This is a genomic window from Nocardiopsis halophila DSM 44494 (genome assembly GCF_000341245.1).
Taxonomy (GTDB): Bacteria; Actinomycetota; Actinomycetes; order Streptosporangiales; family Streptosporangiaceae; genus Nocardiopsis_A; species Nocardiopsis_A halophila.
The window spans coordinates 71,376-96,605 of sequence record NZ_ANAD01000003.1 but is presented as its reverse complement, the minus strand read 5'-3'; the positions used below and the strand labels follow the sequence as shown (position 1 = coordinate 96,605).

Annotated in this window: 21 protein-coding genes (1 of these 21 cut by a window edge); 12 read left to right on the top strand and 9 right to left on the bottom strand. The window is 72.5% G+C overall.

Going from position 1 to position 25,230, the window contains the following annotated elements:
• Positions 1-2,081, bottom strand: a 2,081-nt coding sequence (locus tag D450_RS0100590) for a S9 family peptidase (protein WP_017536740.1), incomplete at its 3' end; no start/stop codon positions are given.
• 357 nt (positions 2,082-2,438) lie between these two features.
• Between D450_RS0100590 and D450_RS0100585 the strand changes: the two genes are divergently transcribed.
• From D450_RS0100585 to miaB, 4 genes are all read left to right on the top strand, one after another.
• The gene (locus D450_RS0100585; protein ID WP_083932511.1) at positions 2,439-3,458 is read left to right on the top strand and encodes a TAXI family TRAP transporter solute-binding subunit; all 1,020 of its coding nucleotides are present in this window, start codon (positions 2,439-2,441) and stop codon (positions 3,456-3,458) included.
• A 214-nt stretch (positions 3,459-3,672) separates the two neighbouring features.
• Positions 3,673-4,056, top strand: a complete 384-nt coding sequence (locus D450_RS0100580) for a DUF1850 domain-containing protein (protein ID WP_017536738.1) — start codon at positions 3,673-3,675, stop codon at positions 4,054-4,056.
• Positions 4,053-6,266: a TRAP transporter permease gene (locus D450_RS0100575; protein ID WP_017536737.1), complete on the top strand. Its 2,214-nt coding sequence runs from the start codon at positions 4,053-4,055 to the stop codon at positions 6,264-6,266. Before D450_RS0100580 ends, D450_RS0100575 begins: the two co-directional genes overlap by 4 nt.
• Before the next feature lie 120 nt (positions 6,267-6,386).
• Entirely contained in the window at positions 6,387-7,856 is a 1,470-nt protein-coding gene (gene miaB / locus D450_RS0100570; protein WP_026128303.1) for a tRNA (N6-isopentenyl adenosine(37)-C2)-methylthiotransferase MiaB, read from the top strand.
• 111 nt (positions 7,857-7,967) lie between these two features.
• On the opposite strand, the gene D450_RS0100565 is transcribed toward miaB, so the two are convergent.
• Both D450_RS0100565 and D450_RS0100560 read right to left on the bottom strand, forming a co-directional pair.
• Entirely contained in the window at positions 7,968-9,242 is a 1,275-nt protein-coding gene (locus tag D450_RS0100565) for a cytochrome P450 family protein (RefSeq protein WP_017536735.1), read from the bottom strand.
• Positions 9,243-9,312: 70 nt separating this feature from the next.
• A complete protein-coding gene (locus D450_RS0100560; protein ID WP_241482999.1) occupies positions 9,313-10,047 on the bottom strand; it encodes a TetR/AcrR family transcriptional regulator in 735 nt (244 codons plus the stop codon).
• A gap of 296 nt (positions 10,048-10,343) precedes the next feature.
• Between D450_RS0100560 and D450_RS0100555 the strand changes: the two genes are divergently transcribed.
• The gene (locus tag D450_RS0100555; protein ID WP_017536733.1) at positions 10,344-11,030 is read left to right on the top strand and encodes a class III extradiol ring-cleavage dioxygenase family protein; all 687 of its coding nucleotides are present in this window, start codon (positions 10,344-10,346) and stop codon (positions 11,028-11,030) included.
• On the opposite strand, the gene miaA is transcribed toward D450_RS0100555, so the two are convergent.
• Positions 11,000-12,046, bottom strand: a complete 1,047-nt coding sequence (miaA, locus tag D450_RS0100550; protein WP_017536732.1) for a tRNA (adenosine(37)-N6)-dimethylallyltransferase MiaA — start codon at positions 12,044-12,046, stop codon at positions 11,000-11,002. The two genes, D450_RS0100555 and miaA, sit on opposite strands and share 31 nt — an antisense overlap.
• Positions 12,047-12,394: 348 nt before the next feature.
• Between miaA and dapF the strand changes: the two genes are divergently transcribed.
• From dapF to D450_RS0100535, 3 genes are all read left to right on the top strand, one after another.
• Positions 12,395-13,225, top strand: a complete 831-nt coding sequence (gene dapF, locus D450_RS0100545) for a diaminopimelate epimerase (RefSeq protein ID WP_026128302.1) — start codon at positions 12,395-12,397, stop codon at positions 13,223-13,225.
• Complete coding sequence (locus tag D450_RS0100540) at positions 13,222-14,193, top strand: ABC transporter permease (protein ID WP_017536730.1); 972 nt, start codon at positions 13,222-13,224, stop codon at positions 14,191-14,193. Before dapF ends, D450_RS0100540 begins: the two co-directional genes overlap by 4 nt.
• A gap of 113 nt (positions 14,194-14,306) precedes the next feature.
• Positions 14,307-16,010, top strand: coding sequence for an ABC transporter family substrate-binding protein (locus D450_RS0100535; protein WP_241482998.1), 1,704 nt, complete (start codon positions 14,307-14,309; stop codon positions 16,008-16,010).
• A gap of 108 nt (positions 16,011-16,118) precedes the next feature.
• Here D450_RS0100535 and D450_RS34350 read toward each other — a convergent pair whose 3' ends face one another.
• Positions 16,119-16,724, bottom strand: a complete 606-nt coding sequence (locus tag D450_RS34350; protein WP_017536728.1) for an ATP-binding protein — start codon at positions 16,722-16,724, stop codon at positions 16,119-16,121.
• Positions 16,725-16,899: 175 nt separating this feature from the next.
• On the opposite strand from D450_RS34350, the gene D450_RS0100525 reads away from it, so the two are divergent.
• Positions 16,900-17,712, top strand: a complete 813-nt coding sequence (locus tag D450_RS0100525) for a helix-turn-helix domain-containing protein (RefSeq protein ID WP_026128301.1) — start codon at positions 16,900-16,902, stop codon at positions 17,710-17,712.
• Complete coding sequence (locus D450_RS32080; protein ID WP_026128300.1) at positions 17,699-17,878, top strand: DUF397 domain-containing protein; 180 nt, start codon at positions 17,699-17,701, stop codon at positions 17,876-17,878. The genes D450_RS0100525 and D450_RS32080 overlap by 14 nt, the downstream gene beginning before the upstream one ends.
• A 287-nt stretch (positions 17,879-18,165) precedes the next feature.
• On the opposite strand, the gene D450_RS0100515 is transcribed toward D450_RS32080, so the two are convergent.
• Positions 18,166-18,768 carry a TetR/AcrR family transcriptional regulator gene (locus D450_RS0100515; protein ID WP_017536725.1) on the bottom strand — a complete coding sequence of 201 codons (603 nt, stop codon included), beginning with the start codon at positions 18,766-18,768 and terminating at the stop codon, positions 18,166-18,168.
• Positions 18,769-18,929: 161 nt separating this feature from the next.
• Here D450_RS0100515 and D450_RS0100510 point away from each other — a divergent pair, with 161 nt between their 5' ends.
• The gene (locus D450_RS0100510) at positions 18,930-19,784 is read left to right on the top strand and encodes an NAD(P)H-binding protein (RefSeq protein ID WP_026128299.1); all 855 of its coding nucleotides are present in this window, start codon (positions 18,930-18,932) and stop codon (positions 19,782-19,784) included.
• Positions 19,785-19,932: 148 nt separating this feature from the next.
• Here the strand turns inward: D450_RS0100510 and D450_RS0100505 are convergent, their stop codons facing one another.
• From D450_RS0100505 to D450_RS0100495, 3 genes are all read right to left on the bottom strand, one after another.
• The gene (locus D450_RS0100505) at positions 19,933-20,496 is read right to left on the bottom strand and encodes a YwqG family protein (protein ID WP_017536723.1); all 564 of its coding nucleotides are present in this window, start codon (positions 20,494-20,496) and stop codon (positions 19,933-19,935) included.
• A 139-nt stretch (positions 20,497-20,635) separates the two neighbouring features.
• Positions 20,636-23,767, bottom strand: a complete 3,132-nt coding sequence (locus D450_RS0100500; protein WP_026128298.1) for an AAA family ATPase — start codon at positions 23,765-23,767, stop codon at positions 20,636-20,638.
• Positions 23,764-24,210, bottom strand: coding sequence for a hypothetical protein (locus D450_RS0100495; RefSeq protein WP_241482997.1), 447 nt, complete (start codon positions 24,208-24,210; stop codon positions 23,764-23,766). Before D450_RS0100495 ends, D450_RS0100500 begins: the two co-directional genes overlap by 4 nt.
• A 383-nt stretch (positions 24,211-24,593) precedes the next feature.
• Between D450_RS0100495 and D450_RS0100490 the strand changes: the two genes are divergently transcribed.
• Positions 24,594-25,230, top strand: partial view of a DUF429 domain-containing protein gene (locus D450_RS0100490; RefSeq protein WP_017536721.1) — the 5' portion only. 32 nt of this gene lie beyond the right edge of the window; the window shows 637 of its 669 coding nt (coding positions 1-637); its start codon is at positions 24,594-24,596; its stop codon lies beyond the right edge, outside the window.

Sequence of the window (25,230 nt, the reverse complement as noted above, 5' to 3'; positions counted from 1 at the left end):
CCGCCCCCGCTCCCGCCGTCGCCCGCGTCCTCGGTGCGCGCCGGTGCGGCCCGGGGGCCGGTGTCCTCCAGCTCCGGCAGCGGCTCGGCCTCCAGCTCCGGGTCGGGGTACTCGGTCACCAGCTCCACGCCGGGCACCCCCGGCGGGGTGAAGCCGAAGACCTCCCCGTAGAACGCCAGCTCCGCCTCCAGGCCCCGCTCGACCGACTCGGCCGAGCCGAACCCGTGCCCCTCGCCCTCGAACTCCAGCAGCGCGTGGCGCACCCCGTTGTCCGCGAGCGCCTTGGCGAACTCCCGCGCCTGCTCCTTGGGCACGACCGCGTCCTCGGTGCCCTGCAGCAGCAGGACCGGCACACGCACCCGGTCGGCCCTGGTGATCGGTGAGCGCTCGCGGTAGGTCGCCTTGTAGCCCGGCAGCGGCCCCACCAGGGTGTCCAGGAAGTGCGATTCGTAGTCGTGCGTGGTCGCCGCCAGCTGCAGCAGGTCCGCCACCCCGAACAGCGACGTCGCGCAGGCGAACGTCCGCCCGGAGGCCGCCAGCAGCGCGGTGTACCCGCCGGCGCTGGGCCCGCGCACCGCCAGCCGCTCGGGGTCGGCCTCCCCGGAGTCCACCAGCGCCTGGGCGACCGCCTCGGCGTCCTCCACGTCGACCACGCCCCACATGCCCGCGATCCGCTCGCGGTAGGTGCGGCCGAACCCCAGCGAACCGCTGTAGTTGACGTCCACCACGCCGATGCCGCGGCTGGTGAAGTAGGCCTTGAACAGGTCCAGCCCGCAGGTGGCGCGCCCCACCGGCCCACCGTGCACCCACACCGCATAGGGCGCCGGCCCGGCCGTGGTGCCCCCGGGCCGGGCCGGGGGGTACACGGTGGCGTGCACGGTCGCCCCGTACCTGCCGGAGAACTCGGTCCGGCGCGGCACCGGGAGCAGCTCCGGGTCGGGCAGTTCCTCGCGGCTGGAGCGCAGCACCGTCGTCCTGCCGGTGGCCGGGTCCAGGCGCACCAGGCTCTGCGGGGCGCGCGGGCCCGAGGCCAGCCCCACCACCTGCTCGCCGTCGCCGTCCAGCGTCTCCCAGGTGGTGAACTCCCCGGTGTCCAGCGGCTTCAGCTCCAGGGTGTCCGGGTCGTAGACGGCGGGCGCCAGGTCGGCGTCGCCCTGCAGCACCACCAGGCGCCCGTCGGCCAGCGGGACGCACGAGCGCGCCCCCAGCGGCATCGGGCCCGGGGTGAACTCGCGCTCGTCGGGGTAGAGCGCGACCGCCTGCCCGGTCAGCCCGATCTCGTACAGGTTCCACCAACCCGACCAGTCCGACACGAAGCGCAGCCGCGCCGGACCGCTCCACACCGGCTGGAGCACCGACTCGTCCACCCCGCCCTTGAGGGTGTAGGGCCGCTCCGCACCCTGCGGGCCCAGCGCGGCCACCCGGAGCTCGGTGCCGTCCCAGGGCATCCGGGGGTGGTTCCAGGCCACCCAGGCCAGGTGCTCCCCGTCGGGCGAGGGCGTGGGCGAGGCGAAGAAGTCGGCGCCGGTGACCAGTTCGGCCACGGCGGAGGGGTCCTCGGCGGCCCGCCCGGACAGCGGCACCGCCACGATCGCGCGGTCCACCCGACCGTCCTCGCCGTGCCGCTCGCGCACGCACACCACCCGGCGCCCGTCGGCCGACAGCGCCGGGTCGCCGTAGCGCAGGGCGCCGGGGAAGGGCGGGGGCGGGGTGAGCGGCCGTGGCTCGCGCGCGCCCCGGTCCAGCAGGTACAGCCGCTGGTCCCCGGCGTCGGCGAAGACGATGCCGAAGCGGGTGAGCGCCTTGTCGTCGCGCCGGGGCACCGGCAGGAAGGAGCGCCCGCCGTACTCGTGCACCCGGGTGCGTGCGCTCCAGGGCGCCTCCAGCAGCTCGGCGGCGGCGCCGTCCGGACCGCAGCGCATCACCGTGGTGCGCCCGCCCTCCTCGGGGCGCGCCTCCTCCCACCAGACCTCGCCGCCGGCGGTCGCGGGGAACCCCAGGCGGCGGGTGCCTCGGGCGACGTCGCTCGCTGAGATCGGCGATGGCCAGGCGCCGTGGGGGGCCGTCACGCGGTCGGTCATAAGAGGATCTCTGCGTTCGCGGGGTGTATGTGTGGCATGTCGACCTTAGTGCCAAGGGGGGTCGGCGGACGACCGTACCGGGCGATTCCCTGCGGTAAGGGCGCGCCCGTGCCCACCCGCCCGCGCGCGGGCGGGGGCCGGATGCGGCGCCCCCGCGCCGGGTTGGCGGACCCCGGCCGGGGGAATGCCGTCGGCCGAGCGGGGTGGGGCGGGGCGGGGCCGGGGCATTTGTTCCCCACTTGTGACCGCACAGGAGCGGCGGCGTATCGGCCGCGTGTCTATAGTCCCTGTCCACGCATCGTGAGCCGATGTGCCCACACACCGCGGCGAATTCATCGCACGAGGAGGACGCTCGGAATGACGACGAGATTCACGGCCAGGCGCTTCGCAGCCGTTTCCGCTGTGGCGGCGGCGGGCGTGATAGCGGTCGCCGGGTGCGGCGGCGGTGGCAGCGTCCCCGGTGCGGGAGGCGACGACGCCGAGGTCACCGGTGGTGACCTGACCCTGGGCACCGGAAGCACGGGCGGCACCTACTACCCGCTGGGCGGCGAGATCGCGCAGATCTGGTCCGACAACATCGAGGACGTGAACGTCTCGACCCAGGCCACGGGCGCCTCGGTGGAGAACATGCGGCTGCTGGACGGCGGAGAGCTCGACGTGGCCATGGCCATCAACGGCGTGGCCGCCGACGCCGTCAACAGCGAGGGCGACTTCGCCGACGAGCCGATCGAGAACGGCGACGACGTCTTCATGATCGGCAATGTCTACCCCGAGGTCCTGCAGATCGTGGCGAGCGAGGACTCGGGCATCGAGACGGTGGAGGACCTGGAGGGCAAGCGGGTCGACGTCGGCCCGCCCGGCAGCGGCACGGAGCTGGCCGCCAACGCCGTCCTCGAGGCCTACGGCATGAGCACCGACGACATCGAGCCGTTCAACAGCACCTTCGAGGAGGCGGCCTCCAAGCTCGGCGACGGGCAGACCGACGCGGCCTTCGCCATCCTCGCCGTCCCGGCCGGCAGCATCGAGCAGGTGGCCACCACCAACGACGTGCGGCTGGTGGAGTTCAGCGGCGACGGCCTGGAGACCCTCCAGGAGAACAGCCCGTCCTACAGCACCATGGAGATCCCGGCCGACACCTACAACGGCCAGGACGAGGCGGTCACCACGGTGACCAACTGGGCCACCCTGTTCGTCCGCGGCTCCATGGGCGAGGACCTGGCGTACAACCTGACGAAGGAGATGTACGACCGTGCCGGCGACATCGGGCACGACGTCGGGAGTCAGGTCCAGCTCGACACCGCCCTCGAAGGCCAGGGCGCGGTCGACCTCCACCCCGGCGCCGAGCGCTTCTACCAGGAGGAAGGCGTCCTGGACTGACGCCGGGCACGGCACCCGACGGCCGGCGGCGCACCGGGGGGATCCGGGGCGCCGCCGCTTCCTGGGCACCGCCGCCGCGGCCGCGGCGGGGCTGGCGCTGGGCGCCGCCGCCCCCGGCGACGCCGCCGCGGCGGGGCCCCGCTTCGAGGTCGGCGACCTGAGCGGGGGGCGGCTGCTGCTGTCCCGCCCGGTCCGCGAGGGCGACCGGATCCTGATGGTGCACACCCACTCCATCTCCAAGCGCCCCGTCGAGGAGGAGTTCTCCGTGCGCGGCGGGGTGCTGTGCATGGAGGAGATGCGCTTCGACACCTTCGGGGCCAACCTCCCGGTCGGCCCCGAGCACGTCGGGGGCACGACCACCGAGTTCCTGCGCGAGGAGGACGGCTACCGGGTGCTGCACCACGGGCGCCCCCTCGTCGCGGTCGAGGTGATGGTGGGCGGTCCCGAGGTGGACCACACCCTGGCGCTGCCCGGGGGGCGGCGCGTGCGCCTGCTCGACCTGGCGGTGCGGGGCACACGCGTGGAGTTGCGCGTCCGCGGCGGGGGGCGACCCCGCCCCGCCCGGGCGCCCGAGACGAAGATGGGGATGGGGCGATGACGAGCGATCCGAAGCCCTCCGCACCCGCACCGGACGACGCCGAGGCCCTCCGGGACCTGGAGAAGGACGTCGCCGAGCTGGAGCAGCACGACGCGGCGGAGCAGGTCGCGGGCACGCGGCGGGACATGCGCCCGCTGTGGCGGTGGGCGGTCTTCGCCGTCGGCCTCGTGCTCAGCCTGTTCCACCTGTACACCGGGTACTTCGGCACCCTGCCGGGGCTGCAGCAGCGCGGCTTCCACCTGGCCCTGGGGCTGGGGCTGGTGTTCCTGCTCTACCCCGCCAAGGAGCAGGAGACCCGCAACCAGCGCATCTACGGCTGGGCGCTGACCGCGGCCGGGGTGGGCATCCTGGCCTACCTGGCGGCCTACCAGATCGCCGACGTGTACGTGCTCCTGCCGGCGCTGGGCATCCTGCTGCTGGTGCAGGCCGCCCGATACGTGCCCTGGCGGCCGCTGGGCATGCCCGCCGCCGACGTGGTGCTGGCGGTGCTGGGCATCGGCTCGGGCCTGTACCTGTTCGTCAACTACGAGGAGATCATCCGCACCGTCGGAGTGATCAACCCCGAGTACGTGGCCGTCGGCACCGTGGGCATCCTGCTGGTGCTGGTGGCCGCGCAGCGCACGCTGGGCACCGCGCTGGTCTTCCTGGCCTCGCTGATGCTGGCCTACGCCCTGTTCGGGCCGCTCATGCCGGGCTTTCTGCACCACGGCGGGTACACGGTGGACCGGATCGTCTCCACCATGTTCCTGGGCACCGAGGGCGTGTTCGGCACCCCGCTGGGCATCTCCTCCACCTTCATCTTCCTCTTCCTGGTCTTCGCCTCCATGCTCACCCGCACCGGCATGGAGCGCTTCTTCACCGACCTGGCCCTGGGCAGCACCGGCTGGGCGACCGGAGGAACCGCCAAGGTCGGCATCGTCACCAGCGCTTTCTCCGGCACCATCACCGGCAGCTCGGTGGCCAACACCGTCTCCAACGGCGCCTTCACCATCCCGATGATGAAGAAGTCGGGCTACAAGCCCGAGTACGCCGGGGCGGTCGAGGCGGCCTCCTCCACCGGCGGGCAGATCGCCCCGCCGATCATGGGCGCCGCGGCGTTCATCATGATCGAGTTCACCGGCGTGCCCTACCTGGAGATCATCAAGGCGGCGATCGTCCCGGCGGTCCTGTTCTTCGTCGCCCAGTTCGTGGTGGTGCACTACGACGCCAAGAAGCTCGGCATCCGGGGCATCCCCAAGCGGCTGCTGCCCAGCGTGCGCCGGCTGATGGTGACCCGCGGCTACATGCTGATCCCGATCATCGGGCTGTTCGTGCTGCTGTCCATGGGGTACTCGCCGATCTTCTCGGCCATGGGCGCCATCGTCATCACCATCGGCATGAACATCGTGGTGCAGCTGGTCTTCCTGGCGCTGGGCCGCTGGCGGGACATGCCCGACCGGCTCGGCCCGTGGGGGCTGCTGGACGGGCTGGTCAACGCCGCCCGCGTGGCGGTGCCGATCATCGTGGCCTGCGCCAGCGCCGGCATCATCGCCGGTGTGATCACCCTGACCGGCCTGGGACTCAAGCTGAGCGGCGGGCTGGTCGCGCTGGCCGGCGGCCAGCTGCTGCCGACCATGGTGCTGTCCATGCTGGCCTGCCTGATCCTGGGCATCGGCGTGCCGACCACGGCCAACTACGTCATCACCGCCACCCTGGCCGCCCCGGCCATCATCACCATCCTCCAGGGCGACCTGGAGGCGCCCACCGTGGCGATGCTGCTGACGGCGCACATGTTCGTCTACTACTTCGGCGTGATGGCCGACATCACCCCGCCCGTCTGCCTGGCGGCCTACGCGGCCTCCGGCATCTCCGGCGGCAACCCGATCATGACCGGCGTGCAGTCGGTGCGGATCGCGGTCTCGGGCTTCGTCGTGCCGTTCATGTTCGTCCTCTCGCCCGAGCTGATGCTGCAGGAGACCACCCTGGCCACCGGCCTGTGGGCGGCCCTCACCGGCATCGTGGGCGCCAGCGTGGTCGGTGTGGCGGTCGTCGGGTACATCAACANCGGCTGGTCCCTGCGGCTGCCGCTGGCCGCGGCGGGCGTGGCCCTGCTGCACTTCGGGTGGGAGACCGACCTGGCCGGGCTGGTGGTCGCCGGGGCGGTCTTCGGATGGCAGTGGTACGCGGGCCGCAACGGCACCGCTGCGGCCCCGGCTGCGGCGACGGCCTGATCGCGGTGCCGGTGAGGGCCGGATGAGGGCTGAAGGGGGCCGTCCGCCGGGAATCGGCGGTCGGCCCCGCCCTCTATGGCCACTAGCCTGGGACATGTGAGCCAGAGTCGTACGTACCAAGTGCGGACCTACGGCTGCCAGATGAACGTGCACGACTCCGAGCGCCTGTCCGGCCTGCTGGAGGACGCGGGGTACGAGCGCGCAGCCGAAGGCAGCACCGCAGACATCATCGTTTTCAACACGTGCGCGGTCCGGGAGAACGCCGACAACCGCCTCTACGGCAACCTCGGGCACCTGCGTCCGGTCAAGGACGCCCACCCCGGGATGCAGATCGCCGTGGGCGGGTGCCTGGCGCAGAAGGACCGCGGGGAGATCGTGCGCAGGGCGCCGTGGGTCGACGTGGTGTTCGGCACCCACAACATCGGCTCGCTCCCGGTCCTGCTGGAGCGCGCGCGGGTGCAGCGCGAGGCCCAGGTGGAGATCGAGGAGTCGCTGCAGTCCTTCCCCTCCACCCTGCCCACGCGGCGCGAGTCGCCCTACGCGGCCTGGGTCTCGGTGTCGGTCGGCTGCAACAACACCTGCACCTTCTGCATCGTCCCGCAGCTGCGCGGCAAGGAGAAGGACCGCCGGCCGGGCGACGTGCTCGCCGAGGTGCGCGCGCTGGTGGAGCAGGGCGTGGTCGAGGTGACCCTGCTCGGGCAGAACGTCAACGCCTACGGCGCCGAGTTCGGCGACCGCCAGGCCTTCTCCAAGCTCCTGCGCGCCTGCGGCGAGATCGAGGGCCTCGAGCGGGTGCGGTTCACCTCGCCCCACCCCCGCGACTTCACCGACGACGTGATCGAGGCGATGGCCGAGACGCCCAACGTCATGCCGCAGCTGCACATGCCGCTGCAGTCGGGCTCCAGCCGGGTCCTCAAGGCGATGCGCCGCTCCTACCGCCAGGAGCGCTTCCTGAGCATCGTGGAGAAGGTACGCGCCGCCATGCCGGAGGCCGCCATCACCACCGACATCATCGTCGGCTTCCCCGGGGAGACCGAGGAGGACTTCGAGGAGACCCTGCACGTGGTGCGCGAGTCCCGCTTCTCCTCGGCGTTCACCTTCCAGTACTCCAAGCGGCCGGGCACGCCCGCCGCCGAGATGGAGGGGCAGCTGCCCAAGGAGGTCGTCCAGGAGCGCTACGAGCGGCTGGTCGCCCTCCAGGAGCGGATCTCCGAGGAGGAGAACGCCGAGCTGGTCGGGCGCGAGGTGGAGCTCCTGGTCGCCGAGGGCGAGGGCCGCAAGGACGGCGAGCGGCGCCGGCTCTCCGGGCGCGCCCCCGACAACCGCCTGGTGCACTTCGCCGTGGAGGAGGGGTCCGAGGAGCCCCGGCCCGGTGACATGGTCACCGTCGGGATCACCTACGCCGCCCCGCACCACCTGGTGGCCGACTCGGGCGTGCGCGCGCTGCGCCGCACCCGCGCCGGCGACGCCTGGGCGGCGCGCAACGGCACGGCTGAGGACGCCAAGCCGGGCGTCCTGCTGGGCATGCCCTCGGTGGGCGCGCCCGCCCCGCAGCCGGCGGCGCCCGCCGGGGGCTGCTGCGACGCCTGAGGGGGCGACGCTTCCCGCGTTGATCTCGGGGAAGTCGGGGTAATACCGGCCGGTATAAGGCCGTCTTCCCCGAGATCAACGTCCGGCGGGCGCAGGCCGCCCCGGGCGCCGTCAGCCCAGGCGGACCGGGAGCGACCTGAGGCGCCAGAACATCGGCAGCGGTTCGCGCTCCAGCTCGTCGTGCCCGACGGCCAGGGACAGGTCGGGATAGCGCTCGAAGAGCCGGGTGAAGGCCACCTCGCCCTCCTGGCGGGCCAGCGCCGCCCCCAGGCAGTAGTGGATGCCGTGCCCGAAGCCCACGTGCGACTCGCGGCGCCCGGCGGGCTCGCGGGCCAGGTCCAGGCGCCCGGGATCGGCGAAGGCGTCCGGGTCGGTGTTGGCGCCGCCCAGCAGCGCGATGACCACGTCGCCGCGCGTGAAGCGCATCCCGGCGACCTCCATGTCCTCGGAGGCGTAGCGCATGCGCGTGCCCTGCACCGGCCCGTGGCGGCGCATCAGCTCGTGCGTCGCGCGCGGGCCGATGTCCGGGTCCTCCTTGAGCAGGCGCAGCTGGTCGGGGTGGTCCAGCAGGGCCAGCGTCCCGTTGGTGATCAGGTGCGCCGTGGTCTCGTGCCCGGCCAGGATCAGGGTGAGCACGATGGACACCAGCTCGATGTCGGAGAGCCGGTCGCCGTCCTCGTCGTGGGCGCGGATGAGCGCGGTGACCAGGTCCTCGGCGGGGGTCGCGCGCCGCTGTCCGATCAGCTCGCGGGTGTGGGCGACGATGCCCTCCAGGGCGTCCAGCTGCCCGCCGGCGGCCGCGGCCTGGATGAGCCTGCGGCCCCAGTCGCCCCATTGCATGCGCTGCCCCTCGGGCACCCCGACCAGTTCGCAGATCACCGTGATCGGCAGCGGGTAGGAGAAGTGCTCGACGAGGTCCACCACGCCGTCCTCGGCGCGGCCGGGCAGCTCGTCGAGCAGCCGGTCGGTGATCTCCTCCACCCGCGGGCGCAGCGCGTTCACCCGCTTGACGGTGAAGGCGCGCGAGACGAGCTTGCGCAGGCGCGTGTGGTCGTCGCCGTCCATGTCCAGGATGCTCGCGTCCACCAGGTAGCGCGCCTGGTCGCGGGTCAGGCCCAGGCTCATCAGCCTCTTGACGCGCACGTTCTGCACGCCGCCCCCGGCGATGGAGTCGGGGTCGTTGACGAAGCGGCGGTCCGAGAGGACCGCCCGGACGCCCTCGTAGCCGCAGACCAGCATCACCTCGTCCTCCAGGCCCGGGAAGCGGGCCCGGACCGGCTGCTCGCGCTCCAGGAGCTCGGTGAACACGGCGTGCGGGTCGGACTGCATGCGGGGGTCGGCCAGGTTCACGGCGCCGCTCGCGCCGGTGTCGGCGGTGGCTGTCATCGTCGGTGTCCTCTCTCGCCGGTGCCGGCCGCTCGCCGCATCCGCCGGAACCGGCCCCGCGTCGGGGGGGTCAGGTGAGTTTGAGCCGTGCGATCTCCTCCCGCATCCGCTTCTGCACCTCGGTGAAGGCCTCCACCACGGGCGGTGCGGCGGAGTGGACCGCCTCGGGGTCGGGGTCGGGCCCGGCCTCGAAGGCGTTGCGCACGGTGGTGGCGAGCATCCCGGCCAGCGTCTCCGGGGCGGCGCCCTCGGCGCTCACCAGCGGCCCGGAGGTCAGGAAGCCGGCCACCACGATCGCGTAGGAGCGGCGCTGTTCGTCGAGGGGGCTGTCGGTGCGCAGCAGGCCCTTCTCGCGCAGGAGCGCGAAGTAGTCGAGCTGCGCCCGGCGGCGCTGGTCGAGCAGGTCGCCGACCATGCGTCGGGCCTCCCGGGTGAGCACCCCCAGCGTCTCGGAGTCGCCGACGAGCAGCGCGCGCAGGACGGGGTCCCGGTGGGCGCCCATGTAGGTGAGGCGGGCCGAATGGTGCGGCAGGACCGCCGTGGGGTCGGCACGGATGTCGCCGATGATGCGTTCGGCCAGTGCGGCCTGGGCCCGCATCATCACGGTCAGGAACAGCGCCTCCTTGGTCGGGAAGTGCAGGTAGACCGTTCCCTTGCCGACCCCGGCGCGGCGGGCCACCTCGCTGATGGACACGCGGCGGTACCCGAGCGCGGCCAGCAGCTCCGCGGCCGCGTCCAGGATGCGCTCGGCGCGCCGGTCCTTGGCCGCGGCCGTGGTGTCGGGTTCTCGTGCGCGCCCTGCCATGTCCGTCCGCTCCTCCTCCACCGGCCGGCGGTGGTGGCCGGGTGCGCGTGCCGTTCCGGTGCCCCTCCCGGGAGGGTCTGACCGTATGACCGGATTCGACCAAGTGGTCATAGCGTCACGCTAGCCCGGCGGAAGGCCCGCGGCAAGAGGCGGCTGAGGGCGGGCGGGACCGCCCCAGGTGGAGACCGTCCGAAAGTCCGATGGGGATGTTCCGCTGCCCCGGGGTGTTGTCCTGCAGGTCGTGGGGGCGCCCCTTGGCGCGGTCGAGGGGGTGCGCCGCCTTAGGGTGGGGAGTCATGCTGACCGCCACCGCCGTGTGCCCGTTCCCGCCCCTGATCGTCCCTGAGACGGCCACCGGGGCCGCCGCGGAGCTCGACCCGCTCAGGCGTGAGTGCGCCTCTGCGGTCACGGCGCTGGGGGAGTGCGCAGCGGACCGCCTCGTCGTCGTCGGGCCGGGGGAGCACACGCGCCGCCACGGCCCCGGGAGTGGTGGAGACCTGGCCCCTTACGGGGTGCGCCTTCCGATCGGTCCGCCGCCCGCCGTTCTGCCGCTGTCGCTGACCATCGGCCGCTGGATGGCCGAGCGTGAGGGGCTGCTGCCGGACGCCTATGTCGAGGTCGCCTCGGAGGCCTCTACGCAGGAGTGCCTGGCGCTCGGAGCGGAGCTGGCTTCGGAGACGGGGAGCCTGGCGCTTCTGGTGATGGGCGACGGCAGCGCGCGGCGTCCCCCGGCCTCGCCCGGCAGGCCGGACGACCGGGCCCCCGGATTCGACGCGGAGGTGGCCGCCGCCCTGGCCCGGGCCGACTCCGCCGCCCTGGCCCGGATCGACCCGGACGACGCCCGCGAGCTGATGGCGGCCGGGCGGCCGGCATGGCAGGTGCTCGCCGGGGCGGCGGGGGAGGAGGCGCTCAAGGGCGAACTCCTCGCCGACGAGGCGCCCTACGGGGTCGGCTACTTCGTGGCCCGCTGGGCCCGGGACTGAGTCGAGCCGTTCCCGGTGCTCTCGGCGATGACCTCCTCGACCAGGCCCAGCGCGCGCTCGACCAGGTCGGGGGCGTCGTAGGGGAGCCAGTGCACGCGAGGGTCGCGGCGGAACCACGACTCCTGGCGCCGGGCGAAGCGGCGCGTCGCGCGGACGGTCTCCTCGCGCGCCTCCTCCTCGGTGCACTCACCGCGCAGGAAGCGCAGCACCTGGGCGTAACCGAGCGCGCGCGGCGCCGTCCTGCCGTCGGACAGGCCGTGCCCCTCCAGGGCGCGGACCTCCTCCACCAGGCCGGCCCGCCACATGCGGTCGACCCGCAGCTCGATGCGCTCGTCCAGCTCGGGCCGGGGCACCTGCAGGGCGACCTGCACCGACGGGTAGGAGGAGACGTGGTCGGGCAGGGTGGCGGTGAACGGGCGGCCGGTCAGCTCGATGACCTCCAGCGCGCGCACGATGCGGCGTCCGTTGCTCGCCAGGATCGCCTCGGCCGCGGCGGGGTCGCGTTCGGCCAGGCGCGCGTGGAGCGGCTCAGGGCCGGATTCGGCCAGTTCGGCCTCCAGGCGGGCGCGCACCTGCGGGTCGGTGCCGGGGAACTCCAGTTTGTCCAGGACCGCCCGCACGTACAGGCCGGAGCCTCCCACGAGGACCGGTACGGCGTCCTGGGCGCGCAGCCGGTCCACGATGCCGCGCGCGAGCCGCTGGAAGCGGGCCACGTCGGCGGGCTCGGTCACCTCCCAGATGTCGAGGAGGTGGTGCTCGACCCCGCGCCGCTCGTCGGCGGGCATCTTGGCGGTGCCGATGTCCATGCCCCGGTAGAGCTGCATGGAGTCGGCGTTGATGATCTCGGAGTGGCGGCCGGAGGCGCGCAGCCGCAGGGCGAGTTCGACGGCCAGGTCGGACTTTCCGGCGGCGGTGGGGCCGACGACGGACACGACCGGGAGTCCGCCCTGCTCCTGCGGGGGCCTCTCGCCCGCGGCGCCGGTCCCGGTCCCGTCTCCGTCCGTGCTCGTACCCATTCCTCCAGTCTGGCAGCGGGGGAGGACCCGATCGGACGGACGGGGGGCCGACGTCCCGCTCCGTTCCTGTGCCCGGGACTCGCCTGGCGATCCGGAGAAGCGCCGCACAGAGGCACGGCACAGAGGCACGGCACGACGGTCTGTGAACACCGTCCGCCCCTCCCGCGGATCCCGACTCGCGCCTGTCATCCGGCGCGGTTTTCCCACCACTCGTCGCTCCTTATCGCCGCACGTCGGACGCTGTGCGGCGCGACGGGAACCGGCTCCCCGACCGTCGTTGGAGCGTCGCTCCATCGGCCTCGCCCGGTTCGTCTCTGAGGCAACCGATCGCGCCTTAGGATGATCTCCATGCGTTTCGCCAAAGGCCACGGCACCGAGAACGACTTCGTGATCCTCCCTGACCCGGACGGTGCCCTGGACCTCACCGCCGACCTCGTGGCGCGGCTGTGCGACCGCCGCGCGGGGATCGGTGGGGACGGCGTGCTGCGGGTCGTCCGCACGCGCGCGCTGGGCGAGAATCTGACCGGCCCGGCGGCCTCCTCTGCCGACTGCGAGTGGTTCATGGACTACCGCAACGCCGACGGCAGCGTCGCCGAGATGTGCGGCAACGGCGTTCGGGTGTTCGCCCGCTACCTCCTGCACGCGGGGCTCATCGCGGGCCGGAGCATCGACGTCGGCACCCGCGCGGGCGTGCGCAGCGTCGACGTCGAGGAGAACGGCGACGTCACCGTGGACATGGGCCGCGCCGACGTCCTCGGCGAAGGGACGGCCCGGCTCGCCGACGGCAGTGAGGTCCGCGGGCTGCGCGTCTCGGTGGGCAATCCGCACCTGGCCTGCATGGTCGACGGGCCGGTGGCCGGGCTGGACCTCACCGCCGCCCCGCACCTGGACCCGGAGGCCTTCCCCGCGGGCGGCAACGTCGAGGTGGTCGCCCCGGTCGGCGAAGGCGTGCTGGACATGCGCGTCTACGAGCGCGGCTCGGGCGAGACCCGCTCGTGCGGGACCGGCATCGTCGCCGCCGCCGTCGCGGCCGACTGCGCCGCGGGCGCCCCGGGCCAGGGGGCGACCTGGAGGGTTCGGGTCCCCGGCGGCGAGTGCCTCGTCCTCCTCGACGCCAAGGGCGCGCGGCTGCGCGGCCCCGCCGTCATCGTGGCCGAAGGGCAGGTCCATCTGGGGTGAGCCGGTCGGCGCTCTTCCTGCTGCGCCGGCTGGCGGGGTACGCCTGCCTGCTGGCGGCCGCATCGAGCTGTGCCTATCTGCTGAGCGCGGCGGTGCTCGACCCGACGGGCAACTACGCGGCGCAGCAGCCGCGCCCCTCGCCTGAGGTGGTCCGCCAGGAGCTCGCCGAGCGCAATCTCGACCCGGGGGAGCCGCTGGTCCTGCGCTACGCGCACTGGGCGTCGGACGCTGTGACCGGCGACCTCGGGCAGACCTGGGACGGGCGCCCGGTCGCCTCCGAGCTGGCCGACCGCGCGGCCGCCAGCGCCCGCCTGCTCGTCCTGGGCTCCGTCCTCGGCGCGGTGGGCGGGGTGGCCTGGGGCGCCTGGGCGGGCGCGCGCAAGGACGGCGGGGGCGACACGGCGGCGACTCTGGTCGCGGTCGTGCTCATCTCGGTCCCGCCGCTGGTGGTGGCGGTGGTCCTGCAGACGCTGGCGGTCGGCGTCAACGACGCGGCGGGCCAGGCGCTGCTGCGCACCGCGGGCGAGCCCCCGCCCGGCGCAGGGCCGGTCGACCGGATCCGCTACATGGTGCTCCCGGCGGTGGCCCTGGCTCTGCCGCTGGCGGCGGTGGTGAGCCGGTACCAGCGCGGCCTGATGGCCGACGAGGCCGGGTCGGTGTACGTGCGCACCGCCCGCGCCAAGGGGCTGACCCGGGGGCGGGCCCTGCGCTCCCACGCGCTGCGCACCAGCCTGGTGCCGGCCGCCACCTACGTGGCCTACACCGCCGCGGCCATGTTCACCGGTGCGGTGTTCGTGGAACGGGTCTTCGGCCGGCACGGTGTGGGCGCGATGCTGGTGGAGGCGGTGGAGGACGGAGACGTGAACGCGGCGGCCGCGGCGTGCGCCTTCGGGGCGGCGTGTGTGGTCGCCGCGGGTGGGGTGGCCGACACGCTGCGAATACTCATCGATCCGCGGGTCCGAAGCTGAGGCGCCCGGGGCGGATTCGCAGTAGTATTTCCGGATTGTTCCAATCGCGGCTTTCGTCCGCGACGGGACTCTCGGCCGCCCTCCGCCGGGGGAACCATCCGAAAGGGGTGCACGTGGGTCAGGCACGCGCCCGGCGCGCCGCCGCGCTGCTCTGTGCGCTCGCGGTGGGCGCCGCCTCCTGCTCGCCCGCGGAGGACGGCGACGGCCCCCGGCCGACCGCCGTCGCCGGTGTCGACGTGGGCGCCGCCGACCGCGCCGACCTGGAGCCCGGCGGCACCCTCGACTGGGGCATCAACGAGTTCCCCGCGCAGTGGAACCCGCACCACGCCGACGGCAACCTGGCCACCGTGCGCACCGTCACCGACGCGGTGCTGCCCACCCCCTTCGAGACCGACCCGAAGGAGGGGCCGCGGCCCGACCCCGACTACGTGCTCGGGGCCGAGGTGCGCGAGGCCGGCCGGAAGGGGCCCCAGCTGCTGACGCTGCGCCTCAACCCCGAGGCGCACTGGTCCGACGGCACCCCGATCACCTGGCGGGACTACCGGGCCACCGCCGAGGCGCTGGACGGGGCCTCCGACGGGTACCGGGTGCTGGGCGAGGTGGGCTACGACCGGATCGCCGAGGTGCGGCCCGGCGCCGACGAGTACGAGGCGGTGGTGGAGTTCTCCGAGCCGTTCTCGGAGTACCCCTCGCTGTTCTCCCCGCTGCTGCCCGAGTCGGTGGCCGAGGACCCCCAGGCCTTCGACGACGCCTACCGGGGCGACATCCCGGTGACCGCCGGGCCGTTCGAGGTGGCCGGGGTCGACGACGGGGCCCGCCGCCTGGAGCTGCGGCGCTGGGACGGCTGGTGGGGGGAGCCCGCCGTGCTCGACGGGATCGTCTTCACCGCGATGGACCCCGAGGGTCTGGACAGCGCGTTCCTGGACGGCGGCATCGACGCCTACGCGCTGCCCGTCGACGCGGGGTCCTTCGCCCGCGCGAACTCCGCGAACGACGGCGAGGTGCGGATCGCGCTCGGGCCGGACTACCGGCACATCACGCTCAACGGGCAGAGCCCCCTGCTGGAGGACCGGCGGGTGCGGCACGCGGTGTTCCTCGGCGTGGACCGGCAGGCCATGGTGGACGCGGCGCTGAGCGGGCTCGGCATGGAGGCCGAGCCGCTGGGGAACCACTTCCTGCTGGAGGGGCAGCCCGGCTACACCGACAACAGCGGGCGGTGGGGCGGGCACGATCCGGAGCGCGCGGCCGAGCTGCTGGACGAGGCGGGCTGGGAGCCCGGAGCGGACGGGATCCGTCAGAAGGACGGCACCCGCCTGGAACTGCGCTTCCTGGTCCCCAGAGGGTTCCGCCCGGCCCAGGACGAGGCGGAGATGGCGCAGGCCATGCTCGGCGAGGTGGGCGTCGGCGTGGACATCGAGCAGGTGGGCGGCGACGAGCTGTTCTCCCGGTACGTGCTTCCTGGCGACTACGACATGGTCGCGTTCGTGAACACCGGGGGGCGCTTCCCGATCTCCAAGTCGCTCCCGCAGTGGGCCTCCCCCGTAGAGGGGCCCAAGGGCACGGAGTGGCGCTCCAACGTCGGCCGCATCGCCTCCGAGGAGATCGACCGGGCCATGGACGAGGCCCTGGAGGCCCTGGACGAGGAGGCCTCCCTGCGCGCCGTCAACAAGGCCGACGAACTCCTCTGGCAGGAGGGCCACACCCTCCCGCTGTACCAGCGCCCGCAGATGATGGCCGTCCGCTCCGACCTCGCCAACCTGGGAGCCCCGGGCTTCGGCACCCACCAGTACGAGGACATCGGCTACCTGAAGGAGTAGGCCGCCAGGGTCGGACTGCTCCCGCCCCCGGTCCCCGGCTGTCGTGCGTGTCGAGCCCCCGCCCTGGAACAGGGCGGGGGCCACGGCATGGGGGCGGTGCTCCCGGGGTCAGGTAGGCAGAGGAGCGGGCGCCCTGTCGGGGGTCAGCAGAGTGAGGGACAGGCACCCGCCGTCGGGCTTGTCGACGTAGAGCCAGTGGGCGGCGAGGGAGTCGATGAGGAACATTCCCCTTCCGCTCTCGGCATCGAGGTCTGCGCCCACGGGGCCTGACCGGACCCGGGGCCGGTCCTCGGGGACAAGCGGGCCGGCGTCGGTGAGGTCGATGTAGAGAGGGCCGTCGGCGGTGGCGTAGAGGGCCAGGTGGACGATTCCCCCGGGGAGGCCGCTGCGTGTGTGGCGCTTGGCGTTGCAGAAGGCCTCATCGACGCACAGCTCGGCGTCGTCGACCAGGGAGTCGGCGTCGAACTCCAGCCCGGGGCCGACGAAGGTCCATCCGCCGGTGGTCTCGGCAGCGACGACGCAGACGGTTCCCCGCCGGAGCGCTACGTAGAGGACGGGTGCGTCCTGTAGCGGGAGAGCGATCAGGCAGCGGACACCCCGGCCGGTGAGCCGCTCGGCGAGAGCTTGGAGGCGGTGCCGCTTGGCGTTGTGCCCCTCCTCTGCCGGGGACGGGGAAGTCGATCGTTGATGCGTCGTCTGGTTAGAATCGGACATGTCTTCACCTCTTGCTCAGGTGGAGGCCGTGCCCCGGGGCTTGTGCGAGCCGCCGGGGTCTTTCATTTTCCGAGGCTGGCACTACAGCTCCACCACAAGAAGACCTTCCACATCACTGGAGGTGAAACGGCGAAACCCGTAGCGGAGTGTGTCGCCTGTGTGGTTCGCTACGAACATGGTGGAGTCGCCGGACCCCGTATGGGCAAGATTCGGGGCGGAGGTGCGCAAGTACCGCCGACAATCAGGCATGACGCTCGACGGCCTGGCGAAACGCGTCCGTGTATCGCCCCAGATGGTGGGGGCCATGGAGCGTGGGACTCGGAGGACCAGAAAGGACATTGCGGAACAGCTCGAAGGTGTTTTCGCTACAAGCGGGGCGCTGCTCCGCCAGTGGGCAGACGCCAGCAGGTCCGCGGACCACCCTCATTGGCACACCGATGTGGTCAAGGCGGAAGAGGAAGCAAGCGAGATTCACTACTTCCACCCGACACTGATCCCGGGGATCCTGCAGACCGAAGCGTATGCGCGGGTGATCTTCCAGGACGGGAGGCCCCTGGACTCCCCTGGTGAGATCGATCGCCTCACCAGGCTCCGCGTGGGCCGCCTGGCGGCCTTGCTGGACACGAACGCTCCCAAGCTCACGGCGGTCGTGGGCGAAGGAGCGGTTCGGGCGCCGGTGGGCTCCCGGGGGCTGATGTGCGAACAGCTCGAGCACATCGAGTCCCTCGCGGGAGAGAGCATCGTGCGATTCCTGGTGGTCCCCTCCGCTACGGCCTACCACGGTGGTGCTTCAGGGCCGTTCCAGCTCCTGAGGTTCGCTCAACGTCCCCCGATCGTCTATGCCGACCACGCCGGCGGTGGCGCGTTCATCGACGACAGCGAAGATGTCCAGCGGTTCACGGCCGTCCTGCAGGAACTCTTGGCATGGGCGCTGTCTCCGGATCTGACGATCGACCTGCTTCGAAAGGTGCGAAGTGACAACTCGTAAGTGGCACAAGTCCAGCTACAGCGGTGCATCGAGCAGCTGTGTGGAGGTCGCCGAAGGAGAGAGAACCGCGGTCCGCGACACCCGGCACCGTCACCTCGGCCACCTGGAGTTCCCCGTCCTCGAGTGGGAGGGGTTCCTGCGCTCCCTCGAACAGCGGGAGCTCTGACCTCAGGACAGGACACCTAGTAGTACTTCGTTGGGTTCCTGGTTTCTCTTTTCCCTGCCCGGTTCCGCCGTCCGCCCGGTTTGCCTGGTTCTCTCGTTGATCTCGGGAAAAACGACCCTAAAAACGGGCGGGAAGGGTCGTTTTTCCCGAGATCAACGAGAGAACCAGGCAAACCGGGCGGACGGCGGAACCGGGCAGGGAAAAGAGAAACCAGGAACCCAACGAAGTACTACTAGGGCTTTACTTCTGATCATCCATCCGTAGCCGCCTGCACGGATCGCGCGCTGTCATCGTCCGTCAGCAGCGGACGGCCGCCCGCGGATTCCCTCTAGGAGGTAGGTGGTGCGGCGGTCGTAGGCGTCCCGGGGAGGGCGCTCGCCGTGCTTGAGGGCGAGGGCGGTGTCGACGACGAGTGCGTGCAGGTCGCCCGCCGTGAACTCCGGCCGCAGTGCGCCCGAGGTGCGCGCCGCTGCGACGAGTTCGTCGTTGGCCTCGCTCCCGGCCCGGCAGATGTCCATGAGCCGCTGCGAGTGCGGATACGTCTGCAGGAGCACGTCGTTGACGGCGGGCTGGCGGTACTGGAGGTCCCGGAGCGCGGTGAGGTAGTAGGTGATCCGCTCGTCGATGTCGTCGATGGTCCGAGCGCGGTCGATGACGGCGAACAGCTCCGCGGTGACGACCTCTTCGATGACGGCCTCGATGAGGCCGATCCGCCCGCCGAACCGGTTGAAGATCGTGGCCTTGCTCACCCCTGCCGCCTTGGCGACCTCCTCCAGTGGGACGCCCAGGCCCCGCCCTTGGAACGCGCCGATCGCGGCGGCGCGGATCTGCTCGGAGTTGCGCCTGGCGTCGGCGCGCAGCCGGGATTCCGAAGGCACCGCATCGGCCAAGGCCCTCACCCTCTCTCGCCGTCGCCCGGCGGCGTAATTTGACTCCCATGGTCAGCTTACCTACGGTCGTCGGCGGAAGAGAAGTTGACTTAGGTGGTTAATTTGTGGCTCCGCCCACCGCCGGGACGGACGCGGTGGGCACGCAGGAAGAGGTCGAGAACATGATCGTTGTGACCGGTGCCACCGGCGGGCTGGGCGGCGCCACCGTCGAGCACCTCCTCGAGCGCATGCCCGCCGACCGGATCGGCGTCAGTGTCCGCGACGCCGCCAAGGCGCAGCACTTCGCCGACCGCGGTGTGCGCGTGCGGCAGGGCTCCTACGAGGAACCGGCCGCGCTGCGCGACTCGTTCGCCGGTGCCGAGCAGGTCCTACTGGTGTCCGGCAACGACCCGGCCGCCGACATGGTCGAACTGCACCGCACGGCCATCGAAGCCGCCGTCGAGGCCGGCGCCCGGCGGATCCTCTACACGAGCCAGCAGGGCGCCGTCCCCGGCAACCCGTATCGGCCGTCGGAGATCCACATCCGCACCGAGGCGATGCTCAGCGACTCCGGTGTCGCCTGGACCGCCCTGCGCAACGGCGCCTACGGCCCGCTCGACCAGGTTCTCGGCCCGTGGCAGCGGACCGGCGAGATCGCCCTGCCAGAGGACGGGCCCGTACCGTACACCGACCGTGCCGAGGTAGCGGAGGCCACGGCGGCCGTCCTCGCCGGTGCCCGCTCCTTCGACGGCCCCGTCACCTTCACCGCGCCGACCGCCGTCACCTTCGACGATCTCGCCGAGGCCGCCTCCGACCTCACCGGCCGCACCGTCAAGCGCGTCGTCCTGGACGACGAACAGTGGGTCGCCGACCAGGTCGCGACCGGCGTCCCGGAGCAGGCGGCCCGATCCATGCTCACCTGGTACCAGGCCGCCCGCGCCGGCTACTTCGCCGAAGCGGCCCCTCAGCTGGCCGAACTCCTCGGCCGCGAGCCCCGCACCGTGACCGACCGGCTCGCAGCCCACATCGCCACTTGAAGATCCTTCTCGATCCCTCGATCGCTGATCCGGGCACGCCCAAGGGATGTGCAGTGGGTGCTTGTGGCAGATGAGGCGTACACCTTCCGCACGCTTCGCGACGAGGGAAGGAGACGCTCAGCAGCGGTGCCGACGATGAGCACCGTCGTCAGCAGCACTGCCAGAGGAACCTGCCCTCTCCCGTGTGCGGGTTGAGGAATGCGTAGCCGATACCCGCGTCCCCGAAGTTGACAGGGAAGGGAACGTCGCAGCTGTCGAGCTGAAGGGTGTGCTCCCAGGGTCCTGAGGCGGTCGGCGTCTCCTCTCCTTGGAGCCACTTCGGGGCTCCTCCCACGAAGGACGTGGAGGTCTCCTCGGAAGAGGTCGGGACCGCCAGGTGGTCGGGGCCATGGGTGGGGCCGGTCGACAGGGGGCGGACGTCGTACAAGGAAGCCGGGCGCCCCGGCTGGGCGAAGAAGGCGTTCTCTCCGGCGTCGGTTTCCCAGGTCCTCTCGATCAACCAGGCGTCCTCATCCTCGGTCATGAAGAGGTAGGCGAGCCGGGGCCGATCGCCGGGCAGGGCGATCTGGCCGATGAACCTCATCGGATTGCCTGTCTTGGCGGACAGCGGCCACGTCGGCTCTTCCAACCACACGGGCTGCCCGCCGAGCTTGGTGACCGGCTCAAGGATCGGCGTCTCGGCCTTGACGAATCGGAGGTACTGCTTGTCCACGGTCTGCTCTCGCCCGCTTTCTGAAGGTGGAACACGGTGTGTCCAGAGTTGTACCTCTTATCGGTGACGGACGAGAGGGGCACGCAGGCGCAACCGATCCCTCGGCCGGGAACTAGGGGACCGGGGCCGCCGGGTTCGGTCACCCCGTAGGGAAGACCACGTCTGCGCGGTCGGCGACCGTTTTCTCGCTGTCGTCGAGGAGGGTGATTCGGCCGTCGCCGTAGCGGGCGGTCCAGCCTTCTCCCAGGTCGACCTCGCGCAGGCCCTCGCCTTGTGCCGGGGACCAGTCATCGGCCTCGGGGTCCAAGGTGTAGGCCTCCGGTTCGACGGACGAGTCATAGATGCAGTAACCGTCGAACTCAGCCTCCGAGACGTAGTCAGAATCGGCCCCATAAGGCATGAAGACGGTCTTCGCCGTGCCCTCGTCGTCGAACCAGGCTGCGCTAAGGCTTCTGCTCGGGTCCGCCACCACCTCGGCCTGCGCCGTCCCGTCGGTGAAGTCCACTACGCGCACGGGACCCACCTTGGCGCACGGTGAGGTGGACACTCCGTAGGAGTGCGTGGCCACCACACCGCGGGTACCGTCCGGACTCACCGCGACGACCACCTCCTCGTTGAATTGGACGCTCCCGGTGTCCACGACGTGCCGGGCCTCTTCGAGGGAGACGATTTCGTACAAGGCGGTATGGAAGGGGTCGCCCGGGTCGTCCCTGACATGGGCGTAGAGCCGCTGCTCGCCTCCGCTCCACATGGGTGTGAGCTCGATGTTGGGGGAGGTGTCCCCCGGCGGGCCGTCGGGGATCTGGGGGAGGTCGCGGCCAGTCGGGTCGCCGCCGTCCTCGGGGTAGACGAGCAGATCGTCCTCCCAGCCCGAGGAGACGAGTGTGTCTCCGAGGAACGCGATGGTGCACCATTCGCAGGTCCAGGTGCGATCCTCGCCGCCGGCCAGGTCACGCAGGTGGACGGTCCACCCGTCGGCGGGCACTCCCACTTCCTCCAGTTCCAACCACGCGATCTTGGTGCCGTCGGCCGACCAGGCCACCGACCCGGGGGCCACCTCTTCTTCGAGCACCTCCACTTCTCCACCAGGGGCGGTGACGGCCTTGAGCCGTCCGCCGTCGTTCCACGCCACCGGTCGGAAGGCCGCGGCCGACCCCGTGGCCTCGGCGCAGGCGCGGCGGTTGGCCGCGTCCTGCGGGGCGGTGGTGCTGATGCACACGGTCAGGGCCGCGTCGGCCCGGACCGTGCAGGACTCGGCCCCCGGACCCTCCTCGCACCCCCAGTACAGGAACGAGACGCCCTCCGGCAGCGGTGCGTCGGGGTCGACCTCGATCGGGCCGGTCTCCCCCTTCGCCGAGTCGACCACGGTGGTGCAGTCGGTGGCGCCGTCGCCGACCGCGCAGTCCTCGCCCGGCTCACCCGGCATGGCGACCTCGGCCGCCGCGGTCGCCACCATGACGCTGACCGGGACGGTGTCGGACGTGAGGACCTGCTGGCCCAGCACCACCCCGCCGGCGGTGACCGCGGCCAGCCCTCCGCCGACCGCGAGTTTGGCGGTGATCCCGGCCCCGGCCTTGCCTGCGGTTCCGGTGCCGGTGGAGACGACCGTGGACGTGACCGAGCCCCCGGGGTCGGCCGCTCCCGCGACCTCGGTCGCCAGGCCGCCCGACTGGTGGGCGGCCTCGCCCACCGCCTCGCCGCCGCCGGGCGGGGCCGCACCCGCGTCGGCCGTCGGCGGTGCCCCCTCCGCGCCGGACACCCCCGGGTCGGCGTCCGCATCGGGGCCCGGGCCGACGCCGTCCGCGCCGGAACCGGTGTCCGTGCCCTCCGGGCCGCACAGCTCGGCCCCTTCCCCGGCGTCGCGCGCGGCCGCCTCGTCGCCCATCTCCCGCCACAGCGCCGCGGCCGCCGCGAACCCCGCCGCGGCGGCCGCGCGCCGACCGGTCACCAGGCTGCGCACGCCCTCCTCGTGCAGGAAGTAGGCCACGGCCCGGTTGTCGCGGGCCCGTTCGGCGGCGGCGTGTCCGCGTTCGACCAGCCGCCCCCACGCCCCCAGGTTCAGCGAGCAGGCGATGGGCGGCGCTGCGGCGCGTGCCAGCCGGACCCCCGCCTCGGCGGAGCCGGCGCGGTCCAGGGCGTCGACGGTGCGCGTGATCAGGCCCTCGGCGCGGGCGGTCTCCTCTGCGGGGCGGCCCGGGGCCGTCACCCAGTGGGCCAGGCGCTCTGCGACGGCGGCGAGCTCCGCACCGGAGGGCGGCGCGACCCCCTCCGCCGTGCCGCCCAGGTCCGGGGCGATGCGGTGCCCTTGACCGGTGGGGACCGCGATGCCCAGCCGTTCCAGGTGTTCGCACGCCGCCGTCGCGTCGGTCCCCGGCGGTGCGGCCGCAGAGAGCAGGTCAGGGTCCGCACCGGGCGGGCCCGCGAGTGCGAGCAGGGACGCGACGGCACGCTCGTCCGCCTCCAAGGACTCCACGACCCGGGGCAGGAGGTCGGGCAGTTCCGCGGGCGCGAGCAGCCTGCCGTGCTCCGCGCAGAGCAGCAGCTGCCGGGGGCGCCCCGACGTGGCCTGTACCAGCTCGTCGGCCAGGGCCTGCTCGGACTCGTCCAAGGGGTGCCCCACGCTGCGGGCGAGCAGGGCGAGCGCGTCGGCGTGGCCGAGCCCCTCCAAGGGGAGCACGCTGCCGTGGGACCACAGGGTGCGCCGGGTGGAGGAGAGCAGGACCGCGGACTCGGGCACGGCATCCAGCACCCCGTCCAGGTCCTCGCGGGGGCACTCGAGGTCGTCGAGGACGACGGTGGCGCCCACGTCGGCCATGAAGCGGCGCAGCTCGGTGCGGCCCGGCCGGTACCCGGGCGCGTCGTAGCAGGCGGCGAAGACCTCGTGCAGGACGTCGGAGGCCTCCTGCCCGGCCGCGTCGACGAAGACCACCGGGCCCCGGTCGGCCTGCGCCCGGTGGGCGCACATCCGCAGGAGCGTGCTCTTGCCGGTGCCCGAGGGGCCGTACACCTGGACGGCGCCGTCCTCGTCCAGGGCGCGTGCGACGGCCTCCGACTCGGCGTCGCGGCCCAGCGCGCCGCGCACGCGCCGCGGCAGCAGCCGGACGTCGTCCCGGCGCCTGGCCTCCGGCCGCCGTCCCGGCTGGACGACGGTGACGTGGGACCGCTCGGCGGTGACGACCACGTTGTGGTCGCCGACGACCATGGTCCCGGTGACGCTTCCCGCCACCTCGACCCAGTTGTCCGCGCCGTTCCCGCCGTCGGGCGCCCTCACTCCCCTGCTCCGCCGTCGCCGCCGAAGTGGCGGGAGAACTCGGCGGCCACGGCGTCGCCCGCGTGCTCGACGAGCCCCCCGACGAACGGGTGCACGATCAGCGTGGTGACGGCCCCGGCGAGCGCCGGCAGGTGCTTGGCGAACCACCTGCGCACATACACCATGGTCGAGACCTCGGGCTCCTCGGCAGTGACGGCCTCTTCGAGTTCGTCGATCCGTTCGCGGGCGGCGGTGTGCGTCCGGTCCCCGGCCTCCTGGTCGATCCGCTCGCGCAGGGCGGCGAACCCGGCGCGCAGCGACTCCAGGCCGGCGTCCGCGGCCTCCGAGGCGTCCTCGGGTGCGCCGTGGACCGCGACGACGACGTTGTCGTCGCCGACGACCATCTGACCGGAGACGTCGCGGGTCCGCACCCGGTACCGCTTCCCCGTCCCCTTTTCGCCCATGGCCACCCCTTTTGCCGGAATTCAACCCGCCAGTATTGGGATGATAACGAGATGGAGTGCGTCGGGGGTGCCCGTTTTCGATAAAAGAATGAGTACGTTTGTCCGCCCCTGTGGCAGAAATTCTCCCACCGGCCCCGGGAGGTACGAAACGCATCGAGGGCCCCGAGGTGCATGCGATCCTGCGATCCCATGAAACAGGAGTGGAGCGGGAGAAACCTGTTCGCTCGCAGTGAGGCCGCTCTACCCCGAGCCTTCACAATCGGGAAAGGAAGGATTCCTTCCCGGTCGATTCTCTTTCCTCTCGTGCCCCGGATCTCCGACGGCCGTCCGAGCGGATCCGAAGAGATCCGGGTAGACGGCCGCGCCGGGGGAAGGGCCTCCTCATGGCAGACGACCCCCAAGGCGCAGACCCCGAACGCGCCCCCGCCGACCATGTCGTCGGCGTCGACGGGTGTCCAGGGGGCTGGATCGCCGTCCACCTGCGCGGAGGCGTGTTCTGTGAGGCGCGCTTCCACCCGAAGCTGTCCGAGCCGGTAGAAGGGGCCGAGGGCGCCGTCATCGCGGTCGACGTACCGCTGGGCCTGCCCCCGGAAGGGCGGCTCTGGCGCGAGTGCGACCTCCGGGCCCGGTCGATGCTCGGGCCTCGCAGAGGGAGTGTCTTCCCCGTGCCGTCGCGCCGGGTCCTGGAGTGCATGAGCCGCGAACAGGCCGACCGGCTCCAGAGGGAGCTCGCCGGCAAGGGGGTCGGCGCCCAGGGCTTCGCCCTGTTCCCCAAGATCCGCGAGGCCGGAGAGCTGTGCCGTCGCGGGGCCCGGCTGTACGAGGTCCACCCGGAGGTGTCCTTCACCGCGATGGCCGGCGGGCCGCTCGCCTGGAGCAAGCGCACGTGGAACGGGCAGGCGCAGCGCGTCCGGCTCCTCGCCGCCGAGGGCATCACCATCCCCGACGACCTGGGGGAGGCGGGGCCGGTCCCGGTGGACGACGTCCTCGACGCCGCCGCGGCGGCGTGGTCCGCAGGGC

Bases quoted from the DNA above. Each gene is read 5' to 3' on its own strand.
- D450_RS0100585 (WP_083932511.1), top strand. From the start codon at position 2,439: ATGACGACGAGATTCACGGCCAGGCGCTTCGCAGCCGTTTCCGCTGTG.
- D450_RS0100580 (WP_017536738.1), top strand. From the start codon at position 3,673: ATGGTGCACACCCACTCCATCTCCAAGCGCCCCGTCGAGGAGGAGTTC.
- D450_RS0100565 (WP_017536735.1), bottom strand. From the start codon at position 9,242: ATGACAGCCACCGCCGACACCGGCGCGAGCGGCGCCGTGAACCTGGCC.
- D450_RS0100560 (WP_241482999.1), bottom strand. From the start codon at position 10,047: ATGGCAGGGCGCGCACGAGAACCCGACACCACGGCCGCGGCCAAGGAC.
- D450_RS0100555 (WP_017536733.1), top strand. From the start codon at position 10,344: ATGCTGACCGCCACCGCCGTGTGCCCGTTCCCGCCCCTGATCGTCCCT.
- miaA (WP_017536732.1), bottom strand. From the start codon at position 12,046: ATGGGTACGAGCACGGACGGAGACGGGACCGGGACCGGCGCCGCGGGC.
- dapF (WP_026128302.1), top strand. From the start codon at position 12,395: ATGCGTTTCGCCAAAGGCCACGGCACCGAGAACGACTTCGTGATCCTC.
- D450_RS34350 (WP_017536728.1), bottom strand. From the start codon at position 16,724: ATGTCCGATTCTAACCAGACGACGCATCAACGATCGACTTCCCCGTCC.
- D450_RS0100525 (WP_026128301.1), top strand. From the start codon at position 16,900: ATGGTGGAGTCGCCGGACCCCGTATGGGCAAGATTCGGGGCGGAGGTG.
- D450_RS0100510 (WP_026128299.1), top strand. From the start codon at position 18,930: ATGATCGTTGTGACCGGTGCCACCGGCGGGCTGGGCGGCGCCACCGTC.
- D450_RS0100495 (WP_241482997.1), bottom strand. From the start codon at position 24,210: ATGGGCGAAAAGGGGACGGGGAAGCGGTACCGGGTGCGGACCCGCGAC.